Annotated in this window: 18 protein-coding genes and 1 pseudogene; 11 read left to right on the forward strand and 8 right to left on the reverse strand. The window is 70.3% G+C overall.

Features of this window, described 5'->3' with window-relative positions; all coding sequences use genetic code 11:
* Positions 1–47: 47 nt before the first annotated feature.
* Positions 48–662 (reverse strand): TetR/AcrR family transcriptional regulator, encoded by a 615-nt coding sequence (locus tag ACH4UK_RS36375; protein ID WP_398363455.1) that lies wholly within the window; start codon positions 660–662, stop codon positions 48–50.
* 570 nt (positions 663–1,232) lie between these two features.
* On the opposite strand from ACH4UK_RS36375, the gene ACH4UK_RS36380 reads away from it, so the two are divergent.
* The gene (locus ACH4UK_RS36380; RefSeq protein ID WP_398363457.1) at positions 1,233–2,654 is read left to right on the forward strand and encodes a lipase family protein; all 1,422 of its coding nucleotides are present in this window, start codon (positions 1,233–1,235) and stop codon (positions 2,652–2,654) included.
* 438 nt (positions 2,655–3,092) lie between these two features.
* Complete coding sequence (locus tag ACH4UK_RS36385) at positions 3,093–3,917, forward strand: class I SAM-dependent methyltransferase (protein ID WP_398363458.1); 825 nt, start codon at positions 3,093–3,095, stop codon at positions 3,915–3,917.
* Here ACH4UK_RS36385 and ACH4UK_RS36390 read toward each other — a convergent pair.
* The 3 genes from ACH4UK_RS36390 to ACH4UK_RS36400 form a co-directional block, all read right to left on the reverse strand.
* Positions 3,880–4,626, reverse strand: coding sequence for an SMI1/KNR4 family protein (locus tag ACH4UK_RS36390; protein WP_398363460.1), 747 nt, complete (start codon positions 4,624–4,626; stop codon positions 3,880–3,882). The genes ACH4UK_RS36385 and ACH4UK_RS36390 overlap by 38 nt on opposite strands.
* A 180-nt stretch (positions 4,627–4,806) precedes the next feature.
* Entirely contained in the window at positions 4,807–5,625 is an 819-nt protein-coding gene (locus ACH4UK_RS36395; RefSeq protein ID WP_398363461.1) for an APH(3'') family aminoglycoside O-phosphotransferase, read from the reverse strand.
* Positions 5,626–5,707: 82 nt separating this feature from the next.
* Positions 5,708–8,428, reverse strand: coding sequence for a Helicase associated domain protein (locus ACH4UK_RS36400; RefSeq protein WP_398363497.1), 2,721 nt, complete (start codon positions 8,426–8,428; stop codon positions 5,708–5,710).
* A 215-nt stretch (positions 8,429–8,643) separates the two neighbouring features.
* On the opposite strand from ACH4UK_RS36400, the gene ACH4UK_RS36405 reads away from it, so the two are divergent.
* The 3 genes from ACH4UK_RS36405 to ACH4UK_RS36415 all read left to right on the forward strand — a co-directional run bounded on the left by ACH4UK_RS36405 (position 8,644) and on the right by ACH4UK_RS36415 (position 11,643).
* Complete coding sequence (locus ACH4UK_RS36405) at positions 8,644–10,329, forward strand: helix-turn-helix domain-containing protein (RefSeq protein ID WP_398363462.1); 1,686 nt, start codon at positions 8,644–8,646, stop codon at positions 10,327–10,329.
* Positions 10,329–10,904 carry a transcriptional regulator gene (locus ACH4UK_RS36410; protein WP_398363464.1) on the forward strand — a complete coding sequence of 192 codons (576 nt, stop codon included), beginning with the start codon at positions 10,329–10,331 and terminating at the stop codon, positions 10,902–10,904. The genes ACH4UK_RS36405 and ACH4UK_RS36410 overlap by 1 nt, the downstream gene beginning before the upstream one ends.
* A 106-nt stretch (positions 10,905–11,010) precedes the next feature.
* A complete protein-coding gene (locus ACH4UK_RS36415) occupies positions 11,011–11,643 on the forward strand; it encodes a class I SAM-dependent methyltransferase (protein WP_398363499.1) in 633 nt (210 codons plus the stop codon).
* 129 nt (positions 11,644–11,772) lie between these two features.
* Here the strand turns inward: ACH4UK_RS36415 and ACH4UK_RS36420 are convergent, their stop codons facing one another.
* Positions 11,773–12,321 (reverse strand): GNAT family N-acetyltransferase, encoded by a 549-nt coding sequence (locus ACH4UK_RS36420; RefSeq protein WP_398363466.1) that lies wholly within the window; start codon positions 12,319–12,321, stop codon positions 11,773–11,775.
* A 339-nt stretch (positions 12,322–12,660) separates the two neighbouring features.
* On the opposite strand from ACH4UK_RS36420, the gene ACH4UK_RS36425 reads away from it, so the two are divergent.
* Together ACH4UK_RS36425 and ACH4UK_RS36430 are read left to right on the forward strand one after the other, a co-directional pair.
* Entirely contained in the window at positions 12,661–14,154 is a 1,494-nt protein-coding gene (locus ACH4UK_RS36425) for a glycoside hydrolase family 43 protein (protein ID WP_398363501.1), read from the forward strand.
* 167 nt (positions 14,155–14,321) lie between these two features.
* Positions 14,322–14,897, forward strand: coding sequence for a hypothetical protein (locus ACH4UK_RS36430; protein ID WP_398363468.1), 576 nt, complete (start codon positions 14,322–14,324; stop codon positions 14,895–14,897).
* A 224-nt stretch (positions 14,898–15,121) separates the two neighbouring features.
* Here ACH4UK_RS36430 and ACH4UK_RS36435 read toward each other — a convergent pair whose 3' ends face one another.
* Positions 15,122–16,126: a LacI family DNA-binding transcriptional regulator gene (locus tag ACH4UK_RS36435; RefSeq protein WP_398363469.1), complete on the reverse strand. Its 1,005-nt coding sequence runs from the start codon at positions 16,124–16,126 to the stop codon at positions 15,122–15,124.
* Between the two features lie 113 nt (positions 16,127–16,239).
* Here ACH4UK_RS36435 and ACH4UK_RS36440 point away from each other — a divergent pair, with 113 nt between their 5' ends.
* Positions 16,240–17,091, forward strand: a complete 852-nt coding sequence (locus tag ACH4UK_RS36440; RefSeq protein ID WP_398363471.1) for a phytanoyl-CoA dioxygenase family protein — start codon at positions 16,240–16,242, stop codon at positions 17,089–17,091.
* A 356-nt stretch (positions 17,092–17,447) separates the two neighbouring features.
* Here the strand turns inward: ACH4UK_RS36440 and ACH4UK_RS36445 are convergent, their stop codons facing one another.
* Positions 17,448–18,299, reverse strand: coding sequence for a class I SAM-dependent methyltransferase (locus ACH4UK_RS36445; protein WP_398363472.1), 852 nt, complete (start codon positions 18,297–18,299; stop codon positions 17,448–17,450).
* Between the two features lie 85 nt (positions 18,300–18,384).
* On the opposite strand from ACH4UK_RS36445, the gene ACH4UK_RS36450 reads away from it, so the two are divergent.
* Positions 18,385–18,978 carry a TetR family transcriptional regulator gene (locus ACH4UK_RS36450; protein ID WP_398363473.1) on the forward strand — a complete coding sequence of 198 codons (594 nt, stop codon included), beginning with the start codon at positions 18,385–18,387 and terminating at the stop codon, positions 18,976–18,978.
* A gap of 318 nt (positions 18,979–19,296) precedes the next feature.
* Here the strand turns inward: ACH4UK_RS36450 and ACH4UK_RS36455 are convergent.
* A pseudogene (locus ACH4UK_RS36455) lies at positions 19,297–20,600 on the reverse strand (DUF5958 family protein).
* A 1,033-nt stretch (positions 20,601–21,633) separates the two neighbouring features.
* Between ACH4UK_RS36455 and ACH4UK_RS36460 the strand changes: the two are divergent.
* Complete coding sequence (locus ACH4UK_RS36460) at positions 21,634–22,275, forward strand: TetR family transcriptional regulator (protein WP_398363502.1); 642 nt, start codon at positions 21,634–21,636, stop codon at positions 22,273–22,275.
* 184 nt (positions 22,276–22,459) lie between these two features.
* Positions 22,460–22,942, forward strand: coding sequence for a hypothetical protein (locus ACH4UK_RS36465; protein ID WP_398363474.1), 483 nt, complete (start codon positions 22,460–22,462; stop codon positions 22,940–22,942).
* Positions 22,943–23,047: the final 105 nt, after the last annotated feature.

The following is a 23,047-nucleotide window of genomic DNA, read 5'->3' on the forward strand; positions in this document are numbered from 1 at the left end:
GCCACCGCACGTCCGCCCGCTCGATCTCGGCGGCCCGCCCGGCCCGGTCAGTACGGCAAGCCCTCCGAGGCGGCCCGCAGGGCAGCCAGGACGCAGGCCGCGATCTCCTTGTCCGACGCCTCGGGATCGTCCGCGTACAACTGGGCGAAATCCTCCGCCGCCGCGCGCAACGCGCCGTTGATGGTCGCCGCGTGCACCTTCGTCCGGAGGGAGTCGGGGCTGTCACCGGACCTCCGGGCGAGGAGACCCGCGAGGACCGGCAGGGCGTCGTCGTGGGTCTGGAGCCAGACGGCCCGGAGCGCGGGGTCGGTGGACGTCATCCGGATCAGATCGAGGATGGCCGGAGCGACGGGAGGCAGCGCACCGCTCCGGCAGGACTCCGTCACGAAGTCCAGTAGCGTCGTCCCGGGCGGCCACGCGGCCAGTCGGTCCACGGCGAAATCGAGCCCCGCCGAGAGCAGGGGCAGGACGCAGCTCTCCTTGGTCGGGAAGTGGCGCCACAGTGTGCGGGACGAGATGCCCACGGCTCGGGCGATCTGCTCGCCCGTCGTGCCGTTGACTCCCTGCGAGGCGAACAGGCGGACGGCCTCACCGGCGATCTCGAGGCGGAGAGCGGCCCTGCGGCGTTGGGCGAGCGGTGGCCTGGTGGCCGCTTTCGTCATGTGCCCGCCTGCTGCGGACGGCGCTTCCCGCACCCTCGCCCCCGGCCCTCGTCCTGGTCCCGGCAGCATAGCGACCCGCGCCGAAATGGCGTACGCAGACGTCTTGTCACTGAGTGACACCTAGACCTACGCTGCCGAAAGTGACCAGCGAGTAACACGGCTGGTGCAGAGGGTACTTGGCGTGCACCGCCCCATGCGGGAGAGCAGGGGTGTCCGTACGGCGAGGCCCTCGGCTCCACCCGGCCGGGCGGGGAAAACCACCATCGACCGACCGACCCCCATCCGGCAGCCGAGGAGCCGCACCCACCCTCACTGCGCCAACCGACCCACCCACGCCGGGCCGACCCACCCCACCCGTTCCGGGCCGACCCACGCGGGCCCGACCCACCCCACCCGTGCCGGGCCGCTCACCCACCCATCAGAGCCGCCCGACCTGCACCCGCAGGCTTCCCCTCCTGCGGCACCACCCCATCCCCATTCCCGTCCCCGCTCCGGCGACCGCGTCGGGCCTCAGCGCCCACGCGGCCCGTCGACCCGGCCACCACCCACACGAGAAACGAGGAGCACACCGTGAGCCGCACGAAATCCCGTTCCCGTTCCGCCGCCGCAGCCTCTGCCACCCCGGGCGCCGACCGGTCGGCAGAGCCCGGCCGCAGTCGCCCCTCCACCCGCCTGCGCCTCCTGGCGTGCACCGTGGCCGCCGGAACCGCCTGCGCGGGACTGTCGGCGCTCCCGGCCTCCGCGGCCGAAACCCCTCCGGTCGTCTCCCGCGGCGTCACCATCCCCGAGTTCTACACGCCGCCCACCGCATTGCCCTCCGCCAACGGCGCGTTGATCCGGAGCGAGGCGATGCCGCTCGGACTGAACATCCCCGGCCTCGACGGCCGCCCGATGCCGGGCACCGCGACCCGCCTCATGTACAAGTCCACCGACTCGACCGGGTTGCCCGTCGCCGTGACCGGCGCCTACATCGAACCCTCGGCCGCCTGGAAGGGATCAGGCCCGCGCCCCCTGGTCGCGCTCGCCTCGGGCACCATGGGCCAGGGCGACCAGTGCGCTCCGTCCTTCGCCCTCCAGCACCCGTTGACCCTCAACGGCGACACGGTGTCCGTGGGCTACGAGGCCCTGGCCGTCTACCGGATCCTGGCCACCGGGGCAGCCGTCGTCGTCACCGACTACGTCGGCCTGGGCGCCACGGACCGCCTGCACACCTACGTCAACCGCCTCGACCAGGGGCACGCCCTGCTGGATGCGGCTCGGGCCGCCCGTTCCGTGCCCGGCGCCTCGGTCACTGCGGCCTCCCGCACCGGTCTGTACGGCTACAGCCAGGGCGGCGGGGCCAGCGCCGCGGCCGCCGAACTCCAGCCCTCCTACGCCCCCGACGTCCAACTCGCCGGAACCTACGCCGGCGCGCCCCCGGCCGACCTGACCTCGGTCATGAAGGGCATCGACGGCAGCGCCCTCGCCGGCGCGCTGGCCTGGTCGATCAACGGGTTCGCCCAGGCCGACCCCGACCTGCGCGCGGTCGTCGAGGCGAACATCAGCGCCACCGGCAAGGCCGCCCTGGCGGACGCCTCCACCATGTGCGTCGGCGACGCGCTCTTCGGCTACGGCTTCACCAAGAGCAGCAAATGGACCACCAGCGGCAAGACCATCGGAGAGATCATCGCCGCCGAACCCCAGGCCAAGGCGGCCCTGGACAAGCAGCGCATAGGAAAGCTCAAGCCGTCCGGCCCCGTGCGTCTGGCCACCGGCGTGCATGACGACATCGTCCCCCACGGGCAGGCCCGCCAACTGGCCGTCGACTGGTGCCGCAAGGGCGGCGACATCACCTACGACGCCGTGATCCTGCCGAACCTCGGGGACAAGATCCTCACCAACCACCTCGTGCCTCTCCTCACCGACCAGGGCGACGCGATCGGCTGGCTGACCGACCGCCTCTCCGGCAAGCCGTCCACCTCCAACTGCTGGTCGATGCCGATCCAGCCCTGACCCCCGGACCTGCACGCCCCGCGCCCCGGTGAACGTCCCCGCCACCCAAGGGGCATCCGCCGGGGGCCCGATCACCCCGCTGCCGACGCCCTAGGACGTACGGCGGCGGGGTGACCGACCACGTGATGCTGACGGCCTCACGGCCTCACGGCGCATCGACGCGACGGTCTCGTGTGCTCCCCTTGTACGCCTGTACGCCTCTACGCCTGCACGCCTTGCACCCCTTGAGCCGATCGGCCCAGGCGCGGCGAGCCTCGGCCGCGCGGTCGACCGCGGATGGAGGATGGCCGAGGCGGCCCCGGGACGGGCGGCCCCGCACCACCCCGTCGCGTGGAGAGGCCCGGCCATGAAACTGCTCGACGATCCGACCCCCCTGGCCGACGGCCGAGGGGCGTGGCAGAACAGGGACGTCCGGTTCTGCGACGTACCGGTGGCGGCGTGAACTCCCCGCCGCCCCGGGGAACGCCCGGCGGCGGCCGTTACGGCGAGGCCTTCTTCCGCCCCGATCGGGAGGGGGAGGGAGAACGCATCGACTTCGGGGCCCTCGCCTATGACGACTTCACGATGGCCCGGCTGCGGGCGCTCGGGGCCGGCCCGGGGTGGCACTGCCTCGACATCGGCGCCGGAACGGGCACCGTCTCCCGTCGGCTGCTGGCCGAGGCCGGGGTCGAGAGCGTGCTCGCCGTGGACCGCGACGTCCGGTTCCTGAGCGCCCGCCCCGTCCCCGGCCTCCAGGTGCTGGAAGCCGACATCACCGCCCCGGAATTCACCCCCGGCCGCTTTCAACTCGTCCACGCGCGCTTCGTGCTGATGCATCTGCCCGAACGGGACCGCCTGATCGGAAAGCTGGCCGAACTCCTCACTCCCGGCGGCGTGCTGGTGCTCAGCGACGCGGTCGACCTGACGAGCGACCGGGCGCCCGCCACCCCGTACACCACAGCGATGCGGGCGATGTGGCAAGGACTCCGGACCACCATCGGGACCGATGTCTCCTGGGTTCCGTCCTACCCGCACCTCCTGCGCGGGGCCGGGCTCGAGCCCGTCGCCGCCGAGATCCACGTGCCGCCGCTGCAGCCCGGCAGCGCCATCAGCCGCTTCTGGGCCGACACCTGGCAGCGCAGCAGGGAGGCGATGCTCTCCACCGGCCTGGTCGACGACGAGGCACTCGAGACGGCGATCCGCTATCTGGAGACCGACGAGTGCGCCGCCTTGTCGGCCGGCATGCTCACGGCCTGGGGTCGGAAGCCTGGGGGAAGTCGTTGAGCCAGTCGCCCGGGATCAGGTCGCGAAGGCGGTCGAGGTCGGCGGCCGTCCGGCCCCGGACCAGAACGGCCGCACCGTCGTCCTCGCGCAGCAGGACGTCCTGACCCAGGAACCACCGGGACCCGCCCTCCTCGCCGGTGGGATACGAGGGGAACGGCAAGAGGACGGCGTTCCTCTCCAGGAGCGCGAGGTCGTCGTCATCCACGTCGAGGTAGTCGCACGGTTCCTCGTCGGCCTGCAGTGACTCGGAGAGAACGATTTCGACGAAGCAGAGGGACAGCCGCTCCAGCCAGGCCTCCCACCGCTCGGCGCTCTTGTCGGCCAGATCGAGTCGCACGAACACAGCGGGATCGTCCTCCTGGAGGTGCTTGAGAAGGATGCCCCAGGACGCGGCTCCCTGGTTCTCGTGCCGGAAGACCAGGGCCTCCGCCGCGTCGTCCACGTACAGCTCAGCCGGGTCCAGCAGCTGATCATGCTGGCTGGTCAGATCCCGGCGGCGACCGAACAGCAGATACGCCTCGCGCATCGCCGCAGGCAGCCGGAGACCGAGCCGCTCCTCGGCCGCGACCAGATCGGCGTCCGCCCACCCGTCGCCCTCCTCGAGGCCGCCGACCCAATGGGTGGCGAAACCCTGGACGAAGTCCCACACACCACGGCGGCCATCGACGCCTCGGGCGAGAGCCTCAGCAAGATCGAACTCTTGTGTCATGCCGGGACGATATCGAACCCGTGGAACAGCGCGGTCGCGCCCATCGAGTGAGACCTCGTTGCGCGCAAGCGGTTCACTTCACAGGGACGAGCTGCCACGACTACCGGGACGGCCGACCGACCGGGACCACCACCGCCCCCCGAAGGCGCCTCGCCCCGCACATGGCCCAAGGGGCAGCCCTCAGCCCCAGGTGAGCGGATCGAGATGGAGGTAGAAGCGCAGACGGTCCTGGTCCAGCGCGATGCCGTACCGCTCGGCGAAAGCCACGTCAGCGGCCCGTGCGCGCCGCTCGTCCATCCACGTCTCGCGCGCGTTGGCCAACAGCAGGGCCAGGTCGGCGTGCCGGTCGGCCGACCCGAGACGGCCCAGGTCGATGAAGCCCGACACCTTCAAGGTCCCCGGATCGAGGATGATGTTGGGCAGGCACAGATCCCCGTGACAGACGACCGTGTCGGCGACCGCCTGGTCCCGGCGCCGGGGGATCTCCCCGGTGAGGCGGGTCAGCAGCTCGGCCGGGGGCGTGTCCTGCTGCTCCACGGGGAGGAACTCCGGGTTCACGGCGCCACGGGCCACGACATCGCGCGCGACGGCGACCACAGCGTCCAACCCGCGGGGGAACGGGCACGCGGACACGGGCACCTCGTGCAGCCGGCGGACCGCGTCCGCGATGTGCTCCCAGGAGGCCCGCAGGTCCTCGGCCGGCACCTGGTCCGCGGGTACGCCGGCGACCGCACTGGTGACCAGGCAGGCGCCCGCATCACCGGCGTACCAACCGAGCGCCTGGGGGCCCGGTACGCCCCGACCGCTCAGCCAGACGATCCGGTCACGCTCGGCGGCCAACTCGCCCGTATCCGCGGCGGGTACGCACTTGGCGTACCGCGTGGCGCCCGCATCGACAAACACGCCGGCGCCCGACTCGCCCGCGGTGACAGGCCGCCAGTCGCCGCCCACGCCGAACAGCATCGGCGACTGGGCCCGGGGCTCGGGGTGATCCCTCATGCGACAACCTCGGCCGGCCGGGCATCGTCGGCGCGCAGCCGCGGGTTCCCTCCGGAGCGGCCGCCCGTCGTGGCGGCTCGGGTCACGCCCATTCCACGCCGAGTTCGCAGAGTACGGCGCGCTGCTCCTGGGGGAGCCTGTCGCGACGGCTCCTGGTGTTGGAGATCCACACACCGAGCTTAACGGCCACCGGGTGGTCCTTGCCCTCCACCGTGATCTCCTCGGTATGGGCGCGAGGGACACGGTGATGGCCCTCGCGGGCCGCGTACTGGGCGAGGGCCCGCGCGCCGCGCTCGAAGGAACCTGCCCTCCTGCCCGCAGCTTGCTCCGGTTCGGGCCGGGGGCGCAGGCCGAGCCGTTCCAGGCGTTCGCGCTGCTCGGGCATCAGTCCCTGCCATACGGCCGGTTCACCCTGCCGGTGGACCCACGTCCCGACGTCGACCCCGTGGACGGACACGCCGGGCAGTACAGCGGTGAGGCCGCGCTCCTCGGCGAGCAGGACACGGGCGGCGGAGTAGTGCCGCTGCCAGTCGACAGGCCACGGCGGGTTCCAGTCCGGGTCGATCTCCTCCAGGGCTTCGCGGCGGTGTGCCGCCCGTTCCCCGTTCCTGCCGAGGCCACCGGGCTTACGGAGGTTGGCGAGCCATTGGCCGACGGCCACCCCGTCCGTCACGGCGTCCTTCGGCGCTGCGAGGGTGGCGTGCTTCGCGTGATAGGCGCGGGCGGACGCGAGCTTCTTCCAGAAGGCGGCGTCCGCGACTGACCAGATCATGCCGAGTTCGTCGAGGAGTTCGGCCCGCCACGGCTTCAGGGTCCCGAGACGGAACGCCCGCCGCTGCTCGCTGACCCAGGAGCTGAGCGGACAGGTCGCCCCGTCGTCGTCCAGGGGAACCACGGTGCCCACGGGGACGCGGGCGCTCCCGTGTTCCTGGACCCAGACGCGCAGGGCGTTGTATCCGGTGAGCCACACCTCGGAGTCAGGCCTCAGGACACGGGTGCGCAGGAACGCGGCGATGACACCGGGGTCACGCGGCAGGGAGAACCGCAGCAGGGGCACGCCCACAGGCTCGACGGACTCCTCCGCCCCCAAGACCTGCGAGCCAGTCGGGCCACCTGGGCCACTCGGGCCACCAGGGACCCCCCGACTCGAGGAGCCTTCCGCGCTCCTCACGTCCCGCGCGTCCCCCGAACTCTCCCGGACCCCCGAGCCGGCACGCGACAGATCCGCGTCGCTGTCCGAGGCCGCGTCGTCCGCAGCGCCCGACGGAACGTCGTCGCCGGTGCCGTCACCCTGGACCGGGTCGAGGCCGACCACCGAAAGGGCCTGCCCGCGGGCGGTGGTGGTGCGCAGGGCCATCCGCTCGACGAGCCGTTCGTCGTGTGCCCGAAGCCCTTGCAGGACGGCGACCAGGGGCCGATATCCGGCCGAGGCCATCATGTTGTCCGGGTCTTCGCCGGGGCGGAGGAACACCGGGACGATCAGCCGGGACACCTTCCCCTCGCCCGGTTCCTGGCGGAGGCCCCGACCGGCGATCTGCACGATCTCGACGGGGGAGCTGCGGGTGTCGGCGAAAACGATCCCGGCCACCCCGCGCTTGCCCCGGATGTCGACGCCCTCACCGAGCACCCGGCAACTGCACAGGAAACTCAGGTCGGTCACCCAGCCCTCCGGGTCCAGCCCGTCGGCGAACCGGCCCAGCACCGTCCTGCGATGCGCGACCGGGTGCTCACCGCACAGCCAGTCCGCCCCGACCCGCTTCGGATAGGCGACGGGGTCCACCGCGTGGAGTTCGGCGGCGGTCTCCGGGAGGCTTCGGGCAAAGGCCATGGCGTCCAGGGTGCGGGAGTGGAACGTCATGAAGGACCGGACCCCTGTGGTGTCCGCATGCTTCAGCAACGCCTCCTGCAGAGCGGCGAGCCGCCGCCCCCGCCGCTCTTCCGGCGACGCGTCCGGCCCGAGCGGTGCGGGGTCGCGGATCTCCAGGACGTCGATCTCGAACCGGGCGAGAACGCCGCGCTCAATGCTCTCCATCAGCCCGAACTCGAACAGCACCGGCCCGTAGAGCTCTTCGTCGTCCATCGACGCCACCAGCCGCCCGCCCGGCACGTCCGCCCCGTCCGATGCGGGGCCCCTGCCCGGCGACGCCTCCCACAGGCGCGGGGTGGCCGTCATGTACAGCCGCCGCTCGGCGGGGATCCGCCCCTGATCGTGGACGGCCGCCCACGCCTTGCCGAGATCGCCCGAGGTGCGGTGGGCCTCGTCGATCACCAGCAGGTCGAAGGCGCCCATGCGCTGGCCGTACGAGCCCAGCAGCGCCCGCTCCAGCACCCCCGGCGCAATGGCGGCTTCACGGTCCCCCTGGTTGCCTTGGTCGCCCTGGTCGTCCTCCAGGCCCTGGGGCGACAGGCTCGCGTACGTCGCGAACACCACAATCGGCCCGTCGCCGGCCCACAGGGCCAGCTGCGTGGGATTCGTCGTGCACCGGACGTCCAGGGCTTCGAGCAGCGGGTCGGAGCCAAGGCCGCATACCGCGACCGCCGGGCCGTCGTGCCCCACCGCCCGCCAGGCCTCGACCGTCTGCGTCAGTAGCTCCAGCGTCGGCACCAGGACACCGACCAGGCCACGCGGAACCATCCGCAGCGCGGCCACCGCCGCCATGATGGTCTTGCCCGAGCCGGTCGCCATTCGCACCTGCCCGCGCCTGCCCGGGGATGGCAGTGACCCGTCAACGGGAAGGGAAAGGCCCTCGACGATCGCATCGACAGCCTCCGCCTGATGCGGCCGAAGGGCGATGCCCCGCATCTTCACCGCGTTCCACTCCCTCGCGCACATCCATGACGCATCCGACGGGATCCGCCAGGCCCGGACATCAGACCATAGCGATCTCCACGTACTCGTTCTCCCGCGACCCGTGCGCCGTCCGGGAATCCACGTCGACCCGGCCCGCCGGGCGACACGACGTTCAACATACGTCCAGCGCTCGCGCAATGAACGTCCAATTCTTGTACGGTGACGCCGTGAGTGAGAACAGTGTGGAAGCGCTCCTCGAAGAAGCCCGTCTGACGGCCGCGCTGCCGCCGCCGACCGAGCGTCAGCGGCTGCGCGAGGCGGCCGGTCTGTCCCGATCCCAGGTCGCTTCGGCGGTCGGTGTCGGACGCTCGACCGTCGCCAACTGGGAGACCGGTGTCTCCGACCCGCAGCCGCCCGCGCGCCTTCCCTACCTGCGCCTGTTGAAGGGCCTCGTAGAGATCTACCCGGCCGTCCCCGCGCCCGCTGCTTCCGCTTCCGCGCCCGCTCCAACCCCCGCCTCCGTTCCCGCCCTCGAGGCCGTTTCTGAGGCTGCTTCTACTGAGGCCCCCGCACCGGCGCCGCCGCGCGTGTTCACCGGCCACGACACACTGCGCGGCCCGGACGGGCTCGCCGTCGAGGGCGACCCGGGCCCCTGCGCCCGCTGCGGCGTCACCACCACTTTCCGGTCCACCGACGGCCACCCGTTGCACGCCGGGGCCTTCTGCACGCCCGCCTCCACGGCGAACGCGGCCCCAGCCGCACCGGCCCCGGCCGCAACCGCAGCCGCCCCCGCCGCAACCGTCCCCGCCCCGGCCTCGGAAGCCCAGATCCCCGTCGGACCCGGCGCCCCGAACGGCCCCGCTCCGGCAGCCGTGTCACCCACCCCGGCACCGAACCCGACGCGGCCGCAGCGCCGCGCCCGGTCGGCCGCCCGAGCCCAGGCCGAGACGACCTCGCTCATCAGCCGCGCGGTCCAGGACGAGGCCGATCGCGCCGGAGGCGACGAGGAAGCCGCACTGAAGGCCCTGATCAAGCGGGCGATCCCGGACGTGATGCACCTGTTCGACGAGACCCGGGCCACCGCCCGCTACGACTACACGGCCTACCCCGCGCTGCCCGACATCCTGAAGAAGCCCTCGAAGAAGGACCCCGACCAGATCTGGGAAGCCCGCCCCCGCTTCCACCACCCCGGCTACTCCCTCAAGACGCCCGGCGACACCGAGGTCACCGCTCTCGACGTCAACGCCGCCTACCTGTCCGCGCTGAAGTGCTGGCTCCCCATCGGGAAGCTGGAACACAGCACCGGCAGCGACGGCGTCGACCCCAAGCGCTCCGGCGTCCACCTGATCACTCCCGCCGAGTGGCCCCACCCGCACCTGCCGGACCCGATCGGCGATCGCGACGAGCCCGGGGCGCTCTGGGTCACCAATTCCACCCTGCGCCTGCTGCAACGCCTCTCCAGCCCCAGGCACGGCCTGACCGGGGCGCCCGTGATCCACGAGTCATGGACGTCCGGAGCGACCGAGAACTTCCTCGACGCCGTCCGCAAGACCTTGGGAGCCGCACGCGAGGAAGCCATCGCCGAGGACGACTTCCTGACGCTGGAGTACGTGAAGGCGATGTACAGCAAGTTCATCTCGACGATGGGGGAGTCGATCCACAACCGGGAGCTGGTCCGGCCGGACTGGATGCACATCATCCACAGCCAGGCCTACGCCAACCTCTGGGGCAAGGCCTACAAAGCCCACGAGGCGGGCCTGGACGTCGTCGCGATGACGGGCACCGACGAGCTCCACGTAACGGGCGACTGGCGGCAGGTCTTCGCCGAGGGCCGGGGCGTGTCCCAGATGAAGATCAAGCACGGCGAGGGCAAGGCGTCGGGTGAGTACACGATCGGCACGGTGACCCGCTGATGGCAGGCCGCTGGATGAACCTCGGCCAGTACGACGCCCACGGCATCCCCGGTGCCGACGCTCTCGGTGCCGCCATCGAGAACATGGTCACCGGCATCGCCTCACCCGCGGACACCGAACGGGGCCTCTCCGCCCGCCTGCGCTACCTCACAACCACGGACGCCGGCTACGATGCGATGGACCGGGCCGGGATCCACGTCTCGCCCCGCACTCTCATCGCCTGGCTCGCCGAGGAACGCACCCCCAACCGGGCCAACCGCGCCCGCCTGGACGCCGCCTACTGGGACCTGCGCCGCCGCAACGTCGCCACCGACCTCAAGCACCGGCTCGACAACAACGGCCGCGGCACCCGCGTGGAGATCAACCCCGTCGACCAGACGGCGGTCGAGCGCAAGTATCGACGCGACCTCTCCAGCCGCAGCCTCAACGTCCGCGGCGTCTGGGACCGCGCCGTGGACGCCTGGCTCGACGGCAACGTCCAGGAGCTCGACGCGATCTGGGACGAGATCATCGAAGAGCTCGGCTCCGACTACGACGGATACAGCAACGTCTCCTCCATCGGCTGGGCCGCCTGACCGGCGCACCTCACCCGAACGGAATCGGAGCCACCCGCAGGGAGCTCCGTGTGTTGTGCTCGTCCCTCCTCCCGCGGGAGGAGGCTGACAGGAAGGCATGCTGAACATGACTGGGCAACGCGACCGTTGGGCGGAACTGACAGGTGGACAGGCAGGTGAGGAGTACGCTCAGCGATTCGCGCGGCTCGCCGAATCGGGCCACGACATCCATGGCGAGGCAGCCTTCTGCGCCGCGTTGCTGAACCCCGCGGCCCGGGTGCTCGACGCGGGCTGCGGCACCGGCCGGATCGCGATCCGGCTCGCCGAGCTGGGCCACCACTGCACCGGCGTGGACGTCGACTCCTCGATGCTCGCCGTCGCACGCCGTGACGCACCCACACAGGACTGGCTCCTCGGTGACCTGGCCCATCTGGACGCCCTCGGCCTCGCTCCCGCCTTCGACCTGGTGCTCGCCGCCGGCAACGTCATCCCCCTCCTGGCCCCCGGCACCGGAGAGACCGTCGTCGGGCAGCTGGCCGCCGCACTGCGCCCCGGAGGCCTGCTCGTCACGGGTATGGGACTGGACGCGGCTCACCTGCCGCTGGCGGAAGCGCCGGTGACCCTCACGGAGTTCGACCACTGGTGCACCCGGGCCGGACTGACCGTGCGGCAGCGGTACGCGACCTGGAGCGGCGATTCCTACACCGATGGCTGTGGCTACGCAGTCAGCGTGCACGCCCGCCCGGCCCTGTCCCCGTGATGCTGGCCTTCCGCCGATCCGGAATGGCCCGCCCCATCACTGACCAGCGGCAACGGGCCGTGGATGCCGTCGTGGGCAACCAGCCGCTCGGCACGATCCCGGCCTACCCGAGAGATCGTAGAACCCCGGTCAGCCGGACGGTGTGACCGAACACCACACCCCGAACCACTGCTCGGCGCCGTACTCCTCGAACCGTGTCACCTCGGTGAACCCCAGCTTCGCCGCGAGGCGCATCGAGCGTTCGTTGGCGGTCTGCGTGCAGAGCACCACCGGTTCGCCGGGAAGGGTGTCGGCGAACCGGCCGAGGACGGCTGCGCACGCCTCGGCGGCGTACCCGAACCCCCAGGCCTCCGGCAGGAACATGTAACCGAGCTCGGTCTCACCGCCATCCGGGCGGACACGACCCGGACGCTCCGCAGCGCGACGTTCGAGCGTGACCGTGCCGATCATCACTCCGTCGAGATCGACCACGAAGAGGCCGTCGCGCCGCCCGGGTACCTCGGGGACGGAGCGTTCGAGGTCATCGCGCGGTCGGGGGCCGCCGAGGTAGGCGCCCGTCTCCGGCGATGCGAACAGCTCGATGAACGCGGAACGGTCCCGGGCCTCGGACGCGCGAAGCACGAGCCGTTCCGTCCTGATCGGGACAGGGGGCGAGGCGGCGCGTCCGGGGTCAGCCATGGCGGGCAACCTATCGCACGCCGCAGAGGGAGAAACCTCTGACGATCCACCAGGGCAGCCACGACTGCCCTGTCCGCTTGTCCACCCCTCCGTCACGCACGCTTCGGAACTGTTGACACGAAGGCAGGTCGTCCCTAGCGTGACGCCCCGTCATTACATCGATGTAAACATGGTCGACGCCGACGCTCCAGAGAGTCGATGTCAAAGAGATCAGCGCCCAAGAGCCAATGTCAAAGAGCTGAGGAAAGGACCCCCGTGCCTTCCAGCCCCGCCAGAGCCACCCGACCCCGAGCCGCCCACCCCGCCGGAACTACCAACTCCGCCCGCGCACGCACCACCCTGCTCGTCGCCGCTCTCCTCGGGCTCCTGGTGGCGCTGCTACCGGCGTTCGTCGCCCCGGCAGGAGCAGCGTCCCCCGCACCCGCACCCGCACCCACAGCCGATTCCACATCGGCATCTGCTCCCGCACCCGATTCCGCGCCGCCCGTCAGCACCACGGCGGCCGGCACCTTCCGCAACCCTCTCAACACCGGCCCCGACCCCTTCATGACGCACTGGAAGGGGAACTACTACCTCACGACGACCCAGGGCAACAGCATCCGGATGTGGCGCTCCCCATCCCTGGGAACGCTGGCGACCGCCGAACCGCTCACCGTCTGGACGGACTCCCACCCCTCCCGCAACCGCAATATCTGGGCACCGGAGTTCTACCGCTTCGGCGACCGCTGGTACCTCTACTACACGGCCGACGACGGCGTCGACGAGAACCACCGGCTGTACGTCCTGGAGTCGGAGGGCGACGACCCGGCCGGCCCCTACCACTTCAAGGCGAAGCTCGCCCCGCCCAACCACGCGGACGACTTCGCCATCGACGCGGGCATCCTCCAGCTGAACGGCAGGCTCTACCTCGCGTACAGCGGTATCAACCAGTACCAGCACAACGGGCTCAACATCGCACCGATGTCCAACCCGTACACCGTCTCCGGCGACGCCGTCGCCATCAATGGAGCCGGCGGCTGCCCCGAGGTGCGCGAGGGCCCGGAATTCCTCTACCGCAACGGGCGGGTCTGGATGACCTACTCCACCTGCGACACCGGCAAACCCGACTATCAGGTCTGGCTGATGTCGATGCCGCTGGCCTCCGACCCGCTCGTGCCGGGCAACTGGAGCCAGCACCAGGGAGCGGTCTTCTCACGAGCCGATGACCGGGGCGTGTTCGGACCCGGCCACCACGCCTTCTTCCAGTCTCCCGACGGTACGGAGGACTGGATCGTCTACCACGCGAAAACGACCTCGGTGAACACCTACAGCAACCGCACCACCCGGGCGCAGAAGTTCACCTGGCGAGCCGACGGCACCCCCGACTTCGGCCGCCCGTCGGCCATGGGGGCGACCCAGGACCTGCCCTCCGGCGACCCCGGGTCCGGCAACTACTGGATCAACGACGACGGCCGCTCCAGCGGACCCGGCGGCGTGACGTACACGGGCGACTGGAACTCCGGCACGGGCTGTGCCACGCAGTGCTTCTGGAGCGACGACCACTGGAGCGACCGGGCGGGGGCCACGGCGACCTTCACCTTCACCGGCACCCGTATCGTCCTGCTCTCCGTCAAGGACACCGGCAACGGCTACGCGAACATCAGCGTCGACGGCGGCCCGGAACAGCGGGTGGACCTGCACAACGCGATCCGCGTCGGGGAGGCGGTGCAGTACGTCAGCCCCCGGCTGCCGCACGGCGACCACACTCTGCGGGTCACGGTGACGGGGGAGCACAACGAGCAGTCCGGGGCGTCCTTCGTGAGCGTCGACCGCGCGGAGGTCTACGTGGACTGACGCGACGGGCACGGAGCCTCGCCCGGAGGAGAAGGGGGAGAAGAGGGAGGAGGGGACGGTGAGGCTCCGCGCCCGAAGCCAGCAACAAGTCGCTTCTCATGGCGGGTGAGTGCCGGGCATCATGTTCGCCGAACAGGAACTCACAGCTGAGAGGACGAGCGACGACGGTGGGGAAGGCGCCAGACGTACGGACCGCCATGACGGACCTGTGGCAGCGGCGTTGGCCCGACTCCCCGCCGATCGGATACAAGCTCCGCGACCCGTACCGGGATGTCTGGGTGCGCTTCCACAGCCTGCCGGGTTCGAAGCGGTACGCAGAGGACGAGAGCGAGTACGCCATCGTCCTGGGCAGGTACAACACCGTCCTCGACGAGCTGTTCGCCGGAGGAGATGTGTACGTGATCAGACCCGTCTGGACGACCGAGACAGAGGTTCCACCGTTCGGGCCGGACGCCGACCACTGGCAGAGCCTGCTGGTCGAGGAAGACCCTGACCCGGAGTTCCGCACCTACTGCCATCTCTTCGCCGTCCGCCGACCCTGGCGACATGGGTGCCTCGACGCGCTGCTCCGTGACGTCGCCGACGACAAGGTGGCGGGAGCCCTCGTCACCGACGTACAGATGCGGCGCATTCACTCCCCCTACGACGGGGGCGCGGACGTCTTCCTGACCACGCCCGAGGAACGGGACCGGACCCGCGACCGGCACGCCGACTGGCTGTCCGCCAGCCCGTCGGGCCTCTGACAGACCAGAACACGACCCTGTTCAGGTATCCGGCTGAAGCGGTTGCGTGGGGCCGCGATGCCGACCAGGACAGGGAGAAGGCCGGGGCGCGTTCGTAGCGGTGGTCCTGCGCGGTCAGGAGCCGGAGCCGAACCCCCGCTCGCGGTACGGGAACGGGGCCCCGGACAAGGCGTGCTGACGGACCGGACCCGATACCGGTCGGAGGGCGGAGGATTGGTGTCGCCTCAGGCGGTACCGCGCCTGATGAGACGGTGGGGCACGACGAGGTCGTACGGGGGGACGGTGTTGCCTGGGCTGTAGATCCGGTCCGCCAGGCACTGCAGGGACCGTTCCGCGATCTGACGTTTGTCGGGGGCGATGGTCGTCAGCGGAGGGTGGCTGTAGGCGCCGTCCTCGATGTCGTCGAATCCGATGATCGCGATGTCCTCGGGCACGCGCAGGTTGCGTTCATGGGCTACGTGGAGGGCTCCCAGGGCGAGTTCGTCACTGAAGGCGAACACGGCGTCGGGAGGAACCGGCCCGTCGAGCAACGCGGTCATGGCTCGGGCGCCGTCCGCCCGGTGCAGCGCGACGACCGGCTGCTGGGAGACCGAGGAATGGGGGAGTCCCGCACGGTCCAGCGCGCGATGGTAGCCCTTGGTGCGCAGTCGGGCGGTGTCGTTGCGCAGATGGGGTTGGAGCCCGATGGCGGCGATGCGCTGTCGGCCGAGGGCGATCAGGTGGCTGGTGGCTTCGTCGGCGGCGGCGACATTGTCGACGGCCACGTGGTCCGCCGTGCGACGGGGGCTGCGTTCGCCGAGCACGACGAGGGGGACGGTGGGTTCCGTCGCGGTCAGCTCTGCCGGGTCCAGCGCCCAGGGGCTGATGATGAGTCCGTCGACCACGCGTCCGCCGCTCGGGGTGAGGAGGCGGCGTTCGGCGTCGGCGTCACCCCGGGTCTGGTCGATGATGACGGTCCAGGAGCGTCGCTGGGCTTCCTCCACCAGGAGTCCGGCGAGTTCCCCGAAGTACGGCGAGTGAAGTTCGGGGATGGCCAGACCGATGATGCCGGTGCGCCCGGCACGCAGGCTGCGGGCGGTGAGGTTGGGGCGGTAGCCGAGCTCGTCGATCGCGAGCTGGACGCGCCGTCGGGTCTCCGCCGCCACGGGGGCGGATCCGCTGACCACGTTCGACACGGTGCGGACGGAGACGCCGGCCCGCGCGGCCACATCCTTGAGACGACTGCTCACGTCGCCATCCTGTCATGCGTGCCCCGTCGAGGAACAGCTGCTCCCAGGGTATTGCAACGTTGCATGCTTCGATGCAATCTGGGCATGACAGAACCACTTGCAAGGAGCTGAGGATGACCATGTCCACTTTTCCGGGTGTCTGCGCCGCGGGCCTCGACGTCGACGTGACGCAGGACGTCGCGAACCTCTACACGGACGGCATCACCGCACGGAAGGGGGCCTTCGCCGCGTCCTGGGCCGACCAGCTCCGCGAGGACATCGACACCGCTTTCGAGGAGGCGCGCTCCCGGCCGGACGGTGCGGTGGGACGGGGCCCCCACCGCTACTACGTGGAGATCCACCCGGAACAGCTGCGGGGGTTCGTCGACCTCGTCGACCACCCCTGGGTCCGCTCGGTGGCCACCGCAGTCCTCGGCCCCGACTACCGGATCGTCGAGCTCGGCTTCGACGTGCCGCTCGAAGGCGCGGTGAACCAGCCGTGGCACCGTGACTTCCCCATGCCGCACGAGACGCGGACCGAACGCCGCCTCACCTCCCTGGCCTTCAACGTCACCGCGGTCGATACCGCCGAGGACATGGGCCCGTTCGAGATCGCCCCGGGATCCCAGTGGGACGACGAGCCGGACTTCCGGCACGGAATGTTCCCGCCCCGCGAGCGCTATGGACACTACGAACAGCACGCGGTCCGCAAGTACCCGCAACGCGGCGACATCTCCGCCCGCACCGCGCTGACCATCCACCGGGGCACGAAGAACGAGTCCGCCAAAGCTCGGCCCGTCCTGGTGCTCGGCCTCGACGGCCCCGGAGCGAACAATGCCGACCGCCATGACACCGCGGTCACGAGGGCGTTCAGGGCGACGCTTCCCGAGCGGGTGCGTCGCCACCTGAACTGCCCGGTCGTCGACCGACTCACGCCCATCACTCAGAAGCACACCATTGAAGGCCTGGTCATGGGCGACGACTGAAGGCCCGACGACCGCCCATGCGGGTCGTCGGCTGGGCCCTGCGCCAACGTTGCCGGCGAAGGCGGCGTTCGCGATGGTGCGTAGCCGGCGTACGGCTTCCAGCTCCATGACCGCTCAGTGGACGATCGCGCTGGCGACGACGGTGGTGACGGCTTCGCCGCCGGGGCGGGGTTCGTCCTCGTCGGACGGTCCGCCGTCGATGTCCGAGGCAGATGTGAGGGCGGCCAGGACAGGATCGCCCTCCTCCAGGACCCCGGTGACGTGACGACGGCCGGGTGTGTCGACCAGCTCGACGCATCGGGGCTGTCACGGAGGCACTCCAAATGGTCGGTAGCCGTCCAGAGGCTGCGCAGGCGTCAGCGCTCCGGCAGGCGGGCGGTGACCAGCCATGAGGAACTCCGCAGCAGTACAGCGTCCGCCCGCTCGTGGGGGCGAAGCGCGTCGGCGAGGGTTCGGCGGGCCAGACGCTGCTCCTCGGCCCCGACTTGATCGAGGAGGTGCCGGCCGGGGCCGGATCCCAACAGGAAGTCGGCCGCGTCCTCGGCGTCGCGTCCCCAGACCCCGTCCGCGTGGACACGTACCGCCTCGGAGGCCTCGAACCCGGCGTCCGACAGGATCCCCATGGTGCGCTCCGGGTCGGCGAGCGAGAACATCCCGGGGGACGACCCCGGGGCGCCGAACTCTCCGACAGGCAGGATGCCGCGCAGCGCAACGAGGGCCTGGAGCCAGTCGTTGCCGTCGGCTTCCGCCGGGCAGACGAAGGCAAGCCGCCCGCCGGGGCGCAGCGCGCCCGCGATGTTGGTGAAGGCGGCCACCGGGTCGGCAAAGAACATCAGGCCGTAGCGGCTGATGGCCACGTCGAAGGTGTCTGGCGCGAAGGGATGGCTCTGGGCGTCGCCCTGCGTGAAGGAGGCGTTGGACAGCCCTTCGCTACGGGTGCTTGCGCGGGCGCGCTCCAGCATCGGAGCGGACAGGTCCAGGCCGATGGCCCGCCCGTCGGCGGCCCGGCGGGCGGCCAGGCGCGTGCTGCTCCCGGCTCCGCAACCGACGTCCAGTACGTGATCGCGCCCTTCGACGGCAGCGGCGTCCAGCAGAGGCCCGTTGAAGGCGTCGTTGACAGCGTCCCAGCGGTTCTGATTGCGGGCCCACTGCGTTCCCTCGTAGCCGTTCCAGGCATGCGCCTGGTCGGTGTTGGCCACGTGTTCCATCGAGATCCTCCGAGCTAGTATGGGCATATGCCCAAACAGTATGGGCATGTGCCCATACCGGCAAGCGACTACCGGAAAGAGGTCCATGTCACCGCGCGGAGTGGCCATCCCCGACCTACGCGAACGACTGTTCGCGGCCGCCGAACGGGTCGTAGCCCGCGACGGCGCGGCCGCCCTGACCAGCCGGGCCGTAACGACCGAAGCGGAGTGCGCCAAGGGGGTGCTGCACACACACTTCTCCGGCATCGACGAGTTCGTCGCCGAGCTGGTCCTGGACCGCTTCGCGCGCAGCGCGCACGAAGCCGGGGAGCTGGCCTCGAAGGTCGGGCAGGGCAGCGTCGAGGGGAACCTCGCCGAGGTGGCGCTCGCCCTGCTGAACTCCCTGGATCCCGCGGTCGTCGGCCTGGCCATGACCCGCCCCGGAGCCTCACTGCACACCAGGCGGGCACTGGAGGCCGGCGCGCCGGGGTTCACGGCCATGCAGGAATCGGTCACCGCGTACGTGGAGGCAGAGCGACGAGGAGGCCGGGTCGCGGAGGGCGCTGATGCGGCCACCATCTCCCTCGCACTCGTCGGCACCGTGCATCACCTACTGCTGACGCGTGCGCCCGAGACCGCCGTGGCCCCGGGCGACACGATCCGTCGCCTGACGACGCTTCTCCTGGGAGGACATCGCTGACACGCCCGGCACACGGAGATCCGGACGGTGCCGGTGAAGTGGTACGAAGCGCTCCAGGATCTCCGGGAGAGCGGTGTGTTGCGACTAGGCCGTTTCCTGTGGATCACAGTGCTGGTGCGGTACTTGAACGCGATCGCATCAAGCACCTGCCGGGGGCGAGGATCGAGCCGTTGCTACCGGACCGGTTGCCGAGGCGCGGTGGGCGGTGGCGGGGCCCGCTGGGCGTCAGTCAACGACACACATCAACAAACGATCGGATGATCTAGCGGCAACGACCAGGGGATCCGCATTCGGGTCGACGTGCGCCGCCACGGCGTCTCACCGGGGAGGCAAGTTGTGCCAAGTGTGTCCGCAAGTGCCTTTGCAGTACGTCTGCCTGCGGTGGGTGTCGGCGACGGCAAACGCCGAACGAGGACACGGAACGCATTGACGTGTTCATCGGCCGGGAGGCTTGCGAACCCGTAGCGAGGCGGGTCCATGCAAATCATCACCGAAGGGCTGGCCGTGGGCTTCACGCCGGACCGGGCAACACCTTCACGCCCGTCTGCCGGCGTGATGTGGGCCTGCATTGCGTAGCCGGCGACTTCCTGCAGTACAGCCTGCCGTCCTGCTGCGGAAAGGGCGGAGAACCAGGACGTTCCCTCGTCCAACGTGCGGAGCTCCTGGGCGACCTCGTTGACAACTTGCTCGGCTTCACGCCGAAGCGGTCGTCCATCCTCACTGCTGGCCCCCAACATCTGCCGATCATTCCACAGCGCCTCGGTCGAGAACGAGCCTGAGACGGGCGGTGGGTCTCTTCGACTCACTCGCGTCATGATCCACAGGAAACGGCCTAGGAGTGCGTACAAGTAATCCACGTGAGACCACGAGAAGACAGGAGGCCTGCCCCTCAGACAGCAGCCAGACCGGACAGCAGTGGCCGTCTTGATCGGAATGACTTCACTCTGGGAGGATGTCGTCCATGACGAACCAACGAAAGGCCTATGGCGCGTAGACGGCCAGGCCAGGTGCGCGCCAAACTGTCGCGCAGGATCCGCCCGGAGCACGGCAGGAAGGTCGTCTCTCGAGTCTCGGCGCGTGCACAGAGGGAGATTGCCGCGTTCGAGGATGCATATCTGTGGCCGGGGGCCATCGCCGACTCGATGGCTCGGTGGGTCAGCACCGTTCACGGGCCGGCTCGAAGGCTGGCAGAACCAGAGACCCGTGGCTGCGGAGTCGAAGCGTGCTGTCCCTCTGACGCTCATCCACGAAAAGCCCTGGAGCAGGCCCTGTGCGGGCTGCCGACAGGTGCGTCGCGGGAGCTCCGGCGGCTGGTGCATCCGCTTGACGAGCTCTACCTGTCCCGCACCATCGTGGATTCCTATGCCGATGCTTCTCAGCCATGGTGGATGCGGAGATGCTGAACCTCGAACGGGGAGATGCCCCGTAGGCCCCCCTCCGCCGTCCGGCCGGAGTCCGGATCTTGCCTGCGCTGCGGCACCAGGCAGGACTACTGCGAACGGTATGACGCAGCGTTGTGCGTGGCGTGCGACGAATGGCGTGAAGGCGCCTGCAGCGACTCTGATTGCACGTACTGCCGACGACGGCCCGAACGGCCGAGCATTGCCGGGGCCCACTCCCATGCGGAAGCCGTCTTGCGCCGGGCGACTCGACTGGCCAACCGCCGATCGCTCTGGTCCCGGCGGAGGGGCCCGGTCACCTGATGGGCGATGGCCCCTCCGCCAGAGTTCTGTCGCGGCCTGAAGGGGTAGGCGCCGCGAGGATCTGGCCCGACGAGGACGACCCGGCCTGGTGTACCTCCGTCGAGGTCCTGGACGAAGGTGGCTGCGAGGTCATCTGCCGCGACACCACCCGGCGCGAACACGACGTCGCCATCGAGCCCAGCATCGCCCGGATCGCCCGCGCACTCACGATCTGGATGGGTGCCCGCGACTTTCCCGGACGGCCCACCCAGCACAGCGGCACGCTCCAAGGCACGGTCTGGGCCACACCGCTTGTGCCAGGGCTGATCCAGCCGGGCGACGGTCATCCGGCCCTGGTCGATTGCGCCGTACAGGGCCCCGTGCCCACGGCGGTGTTCAAAAGCGAGAGCGAGATTAACCAGCGCCCGCACCGACCCATCGGAGCACAGCAGCGCGTAGTCCCGCGCTGCCAGACACGCGTCCAGTTCCGACCGGACGTGCGACAGTCCCGCGAAGGCATCCCGCAGGCAGGACGCCCTGATGCACGAAACTCACGCCCACGGCCTTCGCGCTGATCCACTCTGTGACGGATCTCAGGATCAGACGGAGGTCGCTTCACCTCCTGACCTGCGAAAACTCCGACCAAGTCCGAGCCGCATTCGACGCCGGACCAAAAATGGCAAGCTCACCGATTCCAGCGACCAGTCGCTTCCCGCGGCCCCCACGGCCGTACTGGGGACGAGGACTGCAGTCGCGGCCTGCACCTGCTGGACCCGCTCGCCCCCATCACGGCTGAGCCTGTGAGGCCGCGGCGGGACATACGTGCGGGCACTGTTCCGGGGCCTACACGCGGGGGAGCGGTGGGCCACCGGTTTCCTGGAGCGCACCGATGGCTGACACGCGGCCCCGCACAAAGAGCGTGCTGCCCTAGGCCCGGGTAGCATCGGACGCGGGCCAGGGAGGCGTGACGACGATGCAGAATCACGGGGTGCCGACCGTTGAGCGGATCGTCGAGGCCGCCGGAATTGTGATCGACCGGGCCGGATATGCTGGCGCGACGACCCCGGAGATCCAGAGCCTCGCCGGCGTCTCGCGCGGTGGCTTCTACCACCATTTCGAGTCCAAGGAACAGCTCGGCGACGCGATCCTGGCCCGCCAGCACGCGTTCTTCCAGCGAGTCTCTGCGGGCGCGGCGTCGGGCCCGGTCCCCGAGTTCTGGCTCCAGGCACTGATCGATATCAGTCACCACTACACCGCCAGCATCCTGGAGGACCCGGTCCTGCGAGCCGCCGTGCGCCTCAGTATCGAGCCCGGCCCGTACCAGACCGCCGAAAGCTATGCGGGCCCGCTCGGGGCCGTGACCGCCGTCCTCGAAACAGCCCGGGACGCCGACGAGCTCCAGGACCATGTCGAGCCCGTGGAAGCCGCCCGGACGATCGTCGGCTGCTACAGCGGCGTACAGATGCTGTCCCTCGCCCTGGCCGAGCGGGACGGTCTACATCAGCAGGTGAGCGCCATGTGGGCCCTCATCATGCCCGGCATCGCCCGCCCGGCCGTCCTCACCCGACTGCGCCTGGGCGCGCCGCCCCCCGCAGGCACAGCCGGCCCGCGGTGACACCCGAACGGTAGGCCACCGCACCGTCCACCACGGTCCGGGCCAGCCCGTCCAGCAGGCCTCTCCGCCCAGGCCCCCGTCCACCAGCGACTCGGCGCCTACCGGCCGGCATTCTCATGGACCGAGGCGCCCTTCATTTGTACGGTCAGCTGCACAGCGATCATGCCGCAGCGAGCAGGAGCGCGTGCGTAGCGAGCTGGCGCGGTTGCAGGATGAGCTTGTCCGTCTGGAGGAGAGTGAGCAGGTCCTGACGAAGATGCAGGAAGTGCTTGGCGGTTCGCCCAAGCAGGCAGCGAAGCAGCGCAAGGGCAGCAAGGGGGCCGCGGTTCCCCCGGCGCGGGGCTCCAACCGTAAGACAGCAGCAGGGAAGCCGGCTGCCGCCGCCGGGCGCAAGGCGTCCGAGAAGACTGTGTCGCCCAAGAAGGCGGGGGAGCCGACGTGGCTGGAGCTGACCACCGCTTACCTGGGAGGACAGAGCGAGCCCCGGTCGGCGACAGGAGTAGCGGCCTCGCTCACTGAGGCGCACCCTGAGCGCATGGTCCAGGTGACGGTGGTGCGCAACGTTTTGGAACAGGCGGTCGCCCAGGGGCTGCTGGAGCGTTCCAAGCAGGGACGTTCGGTCTTCTACAGCCCTACCGCCCCTGCCTCGGCTCCGTCCGGTTCCTAGCCAGTGTCGGTTGCTTCAGACGGGTACTCGGCAAGCCCGTTCACGCATCGAGAAGCCCTGACCGACTGAGTGCGGCTGCTTCTCCCTCCACCCACAGGATGATGT

This window comes from Streptomyces sp. NPDC020884 (genome assembly GCF_044333935.1).
Taxonomy (GTDB): Bacteria; Actinomycetota; Actinomycetes; order Streptomycetales; family Streptomycetaceae; genus Streptomyces.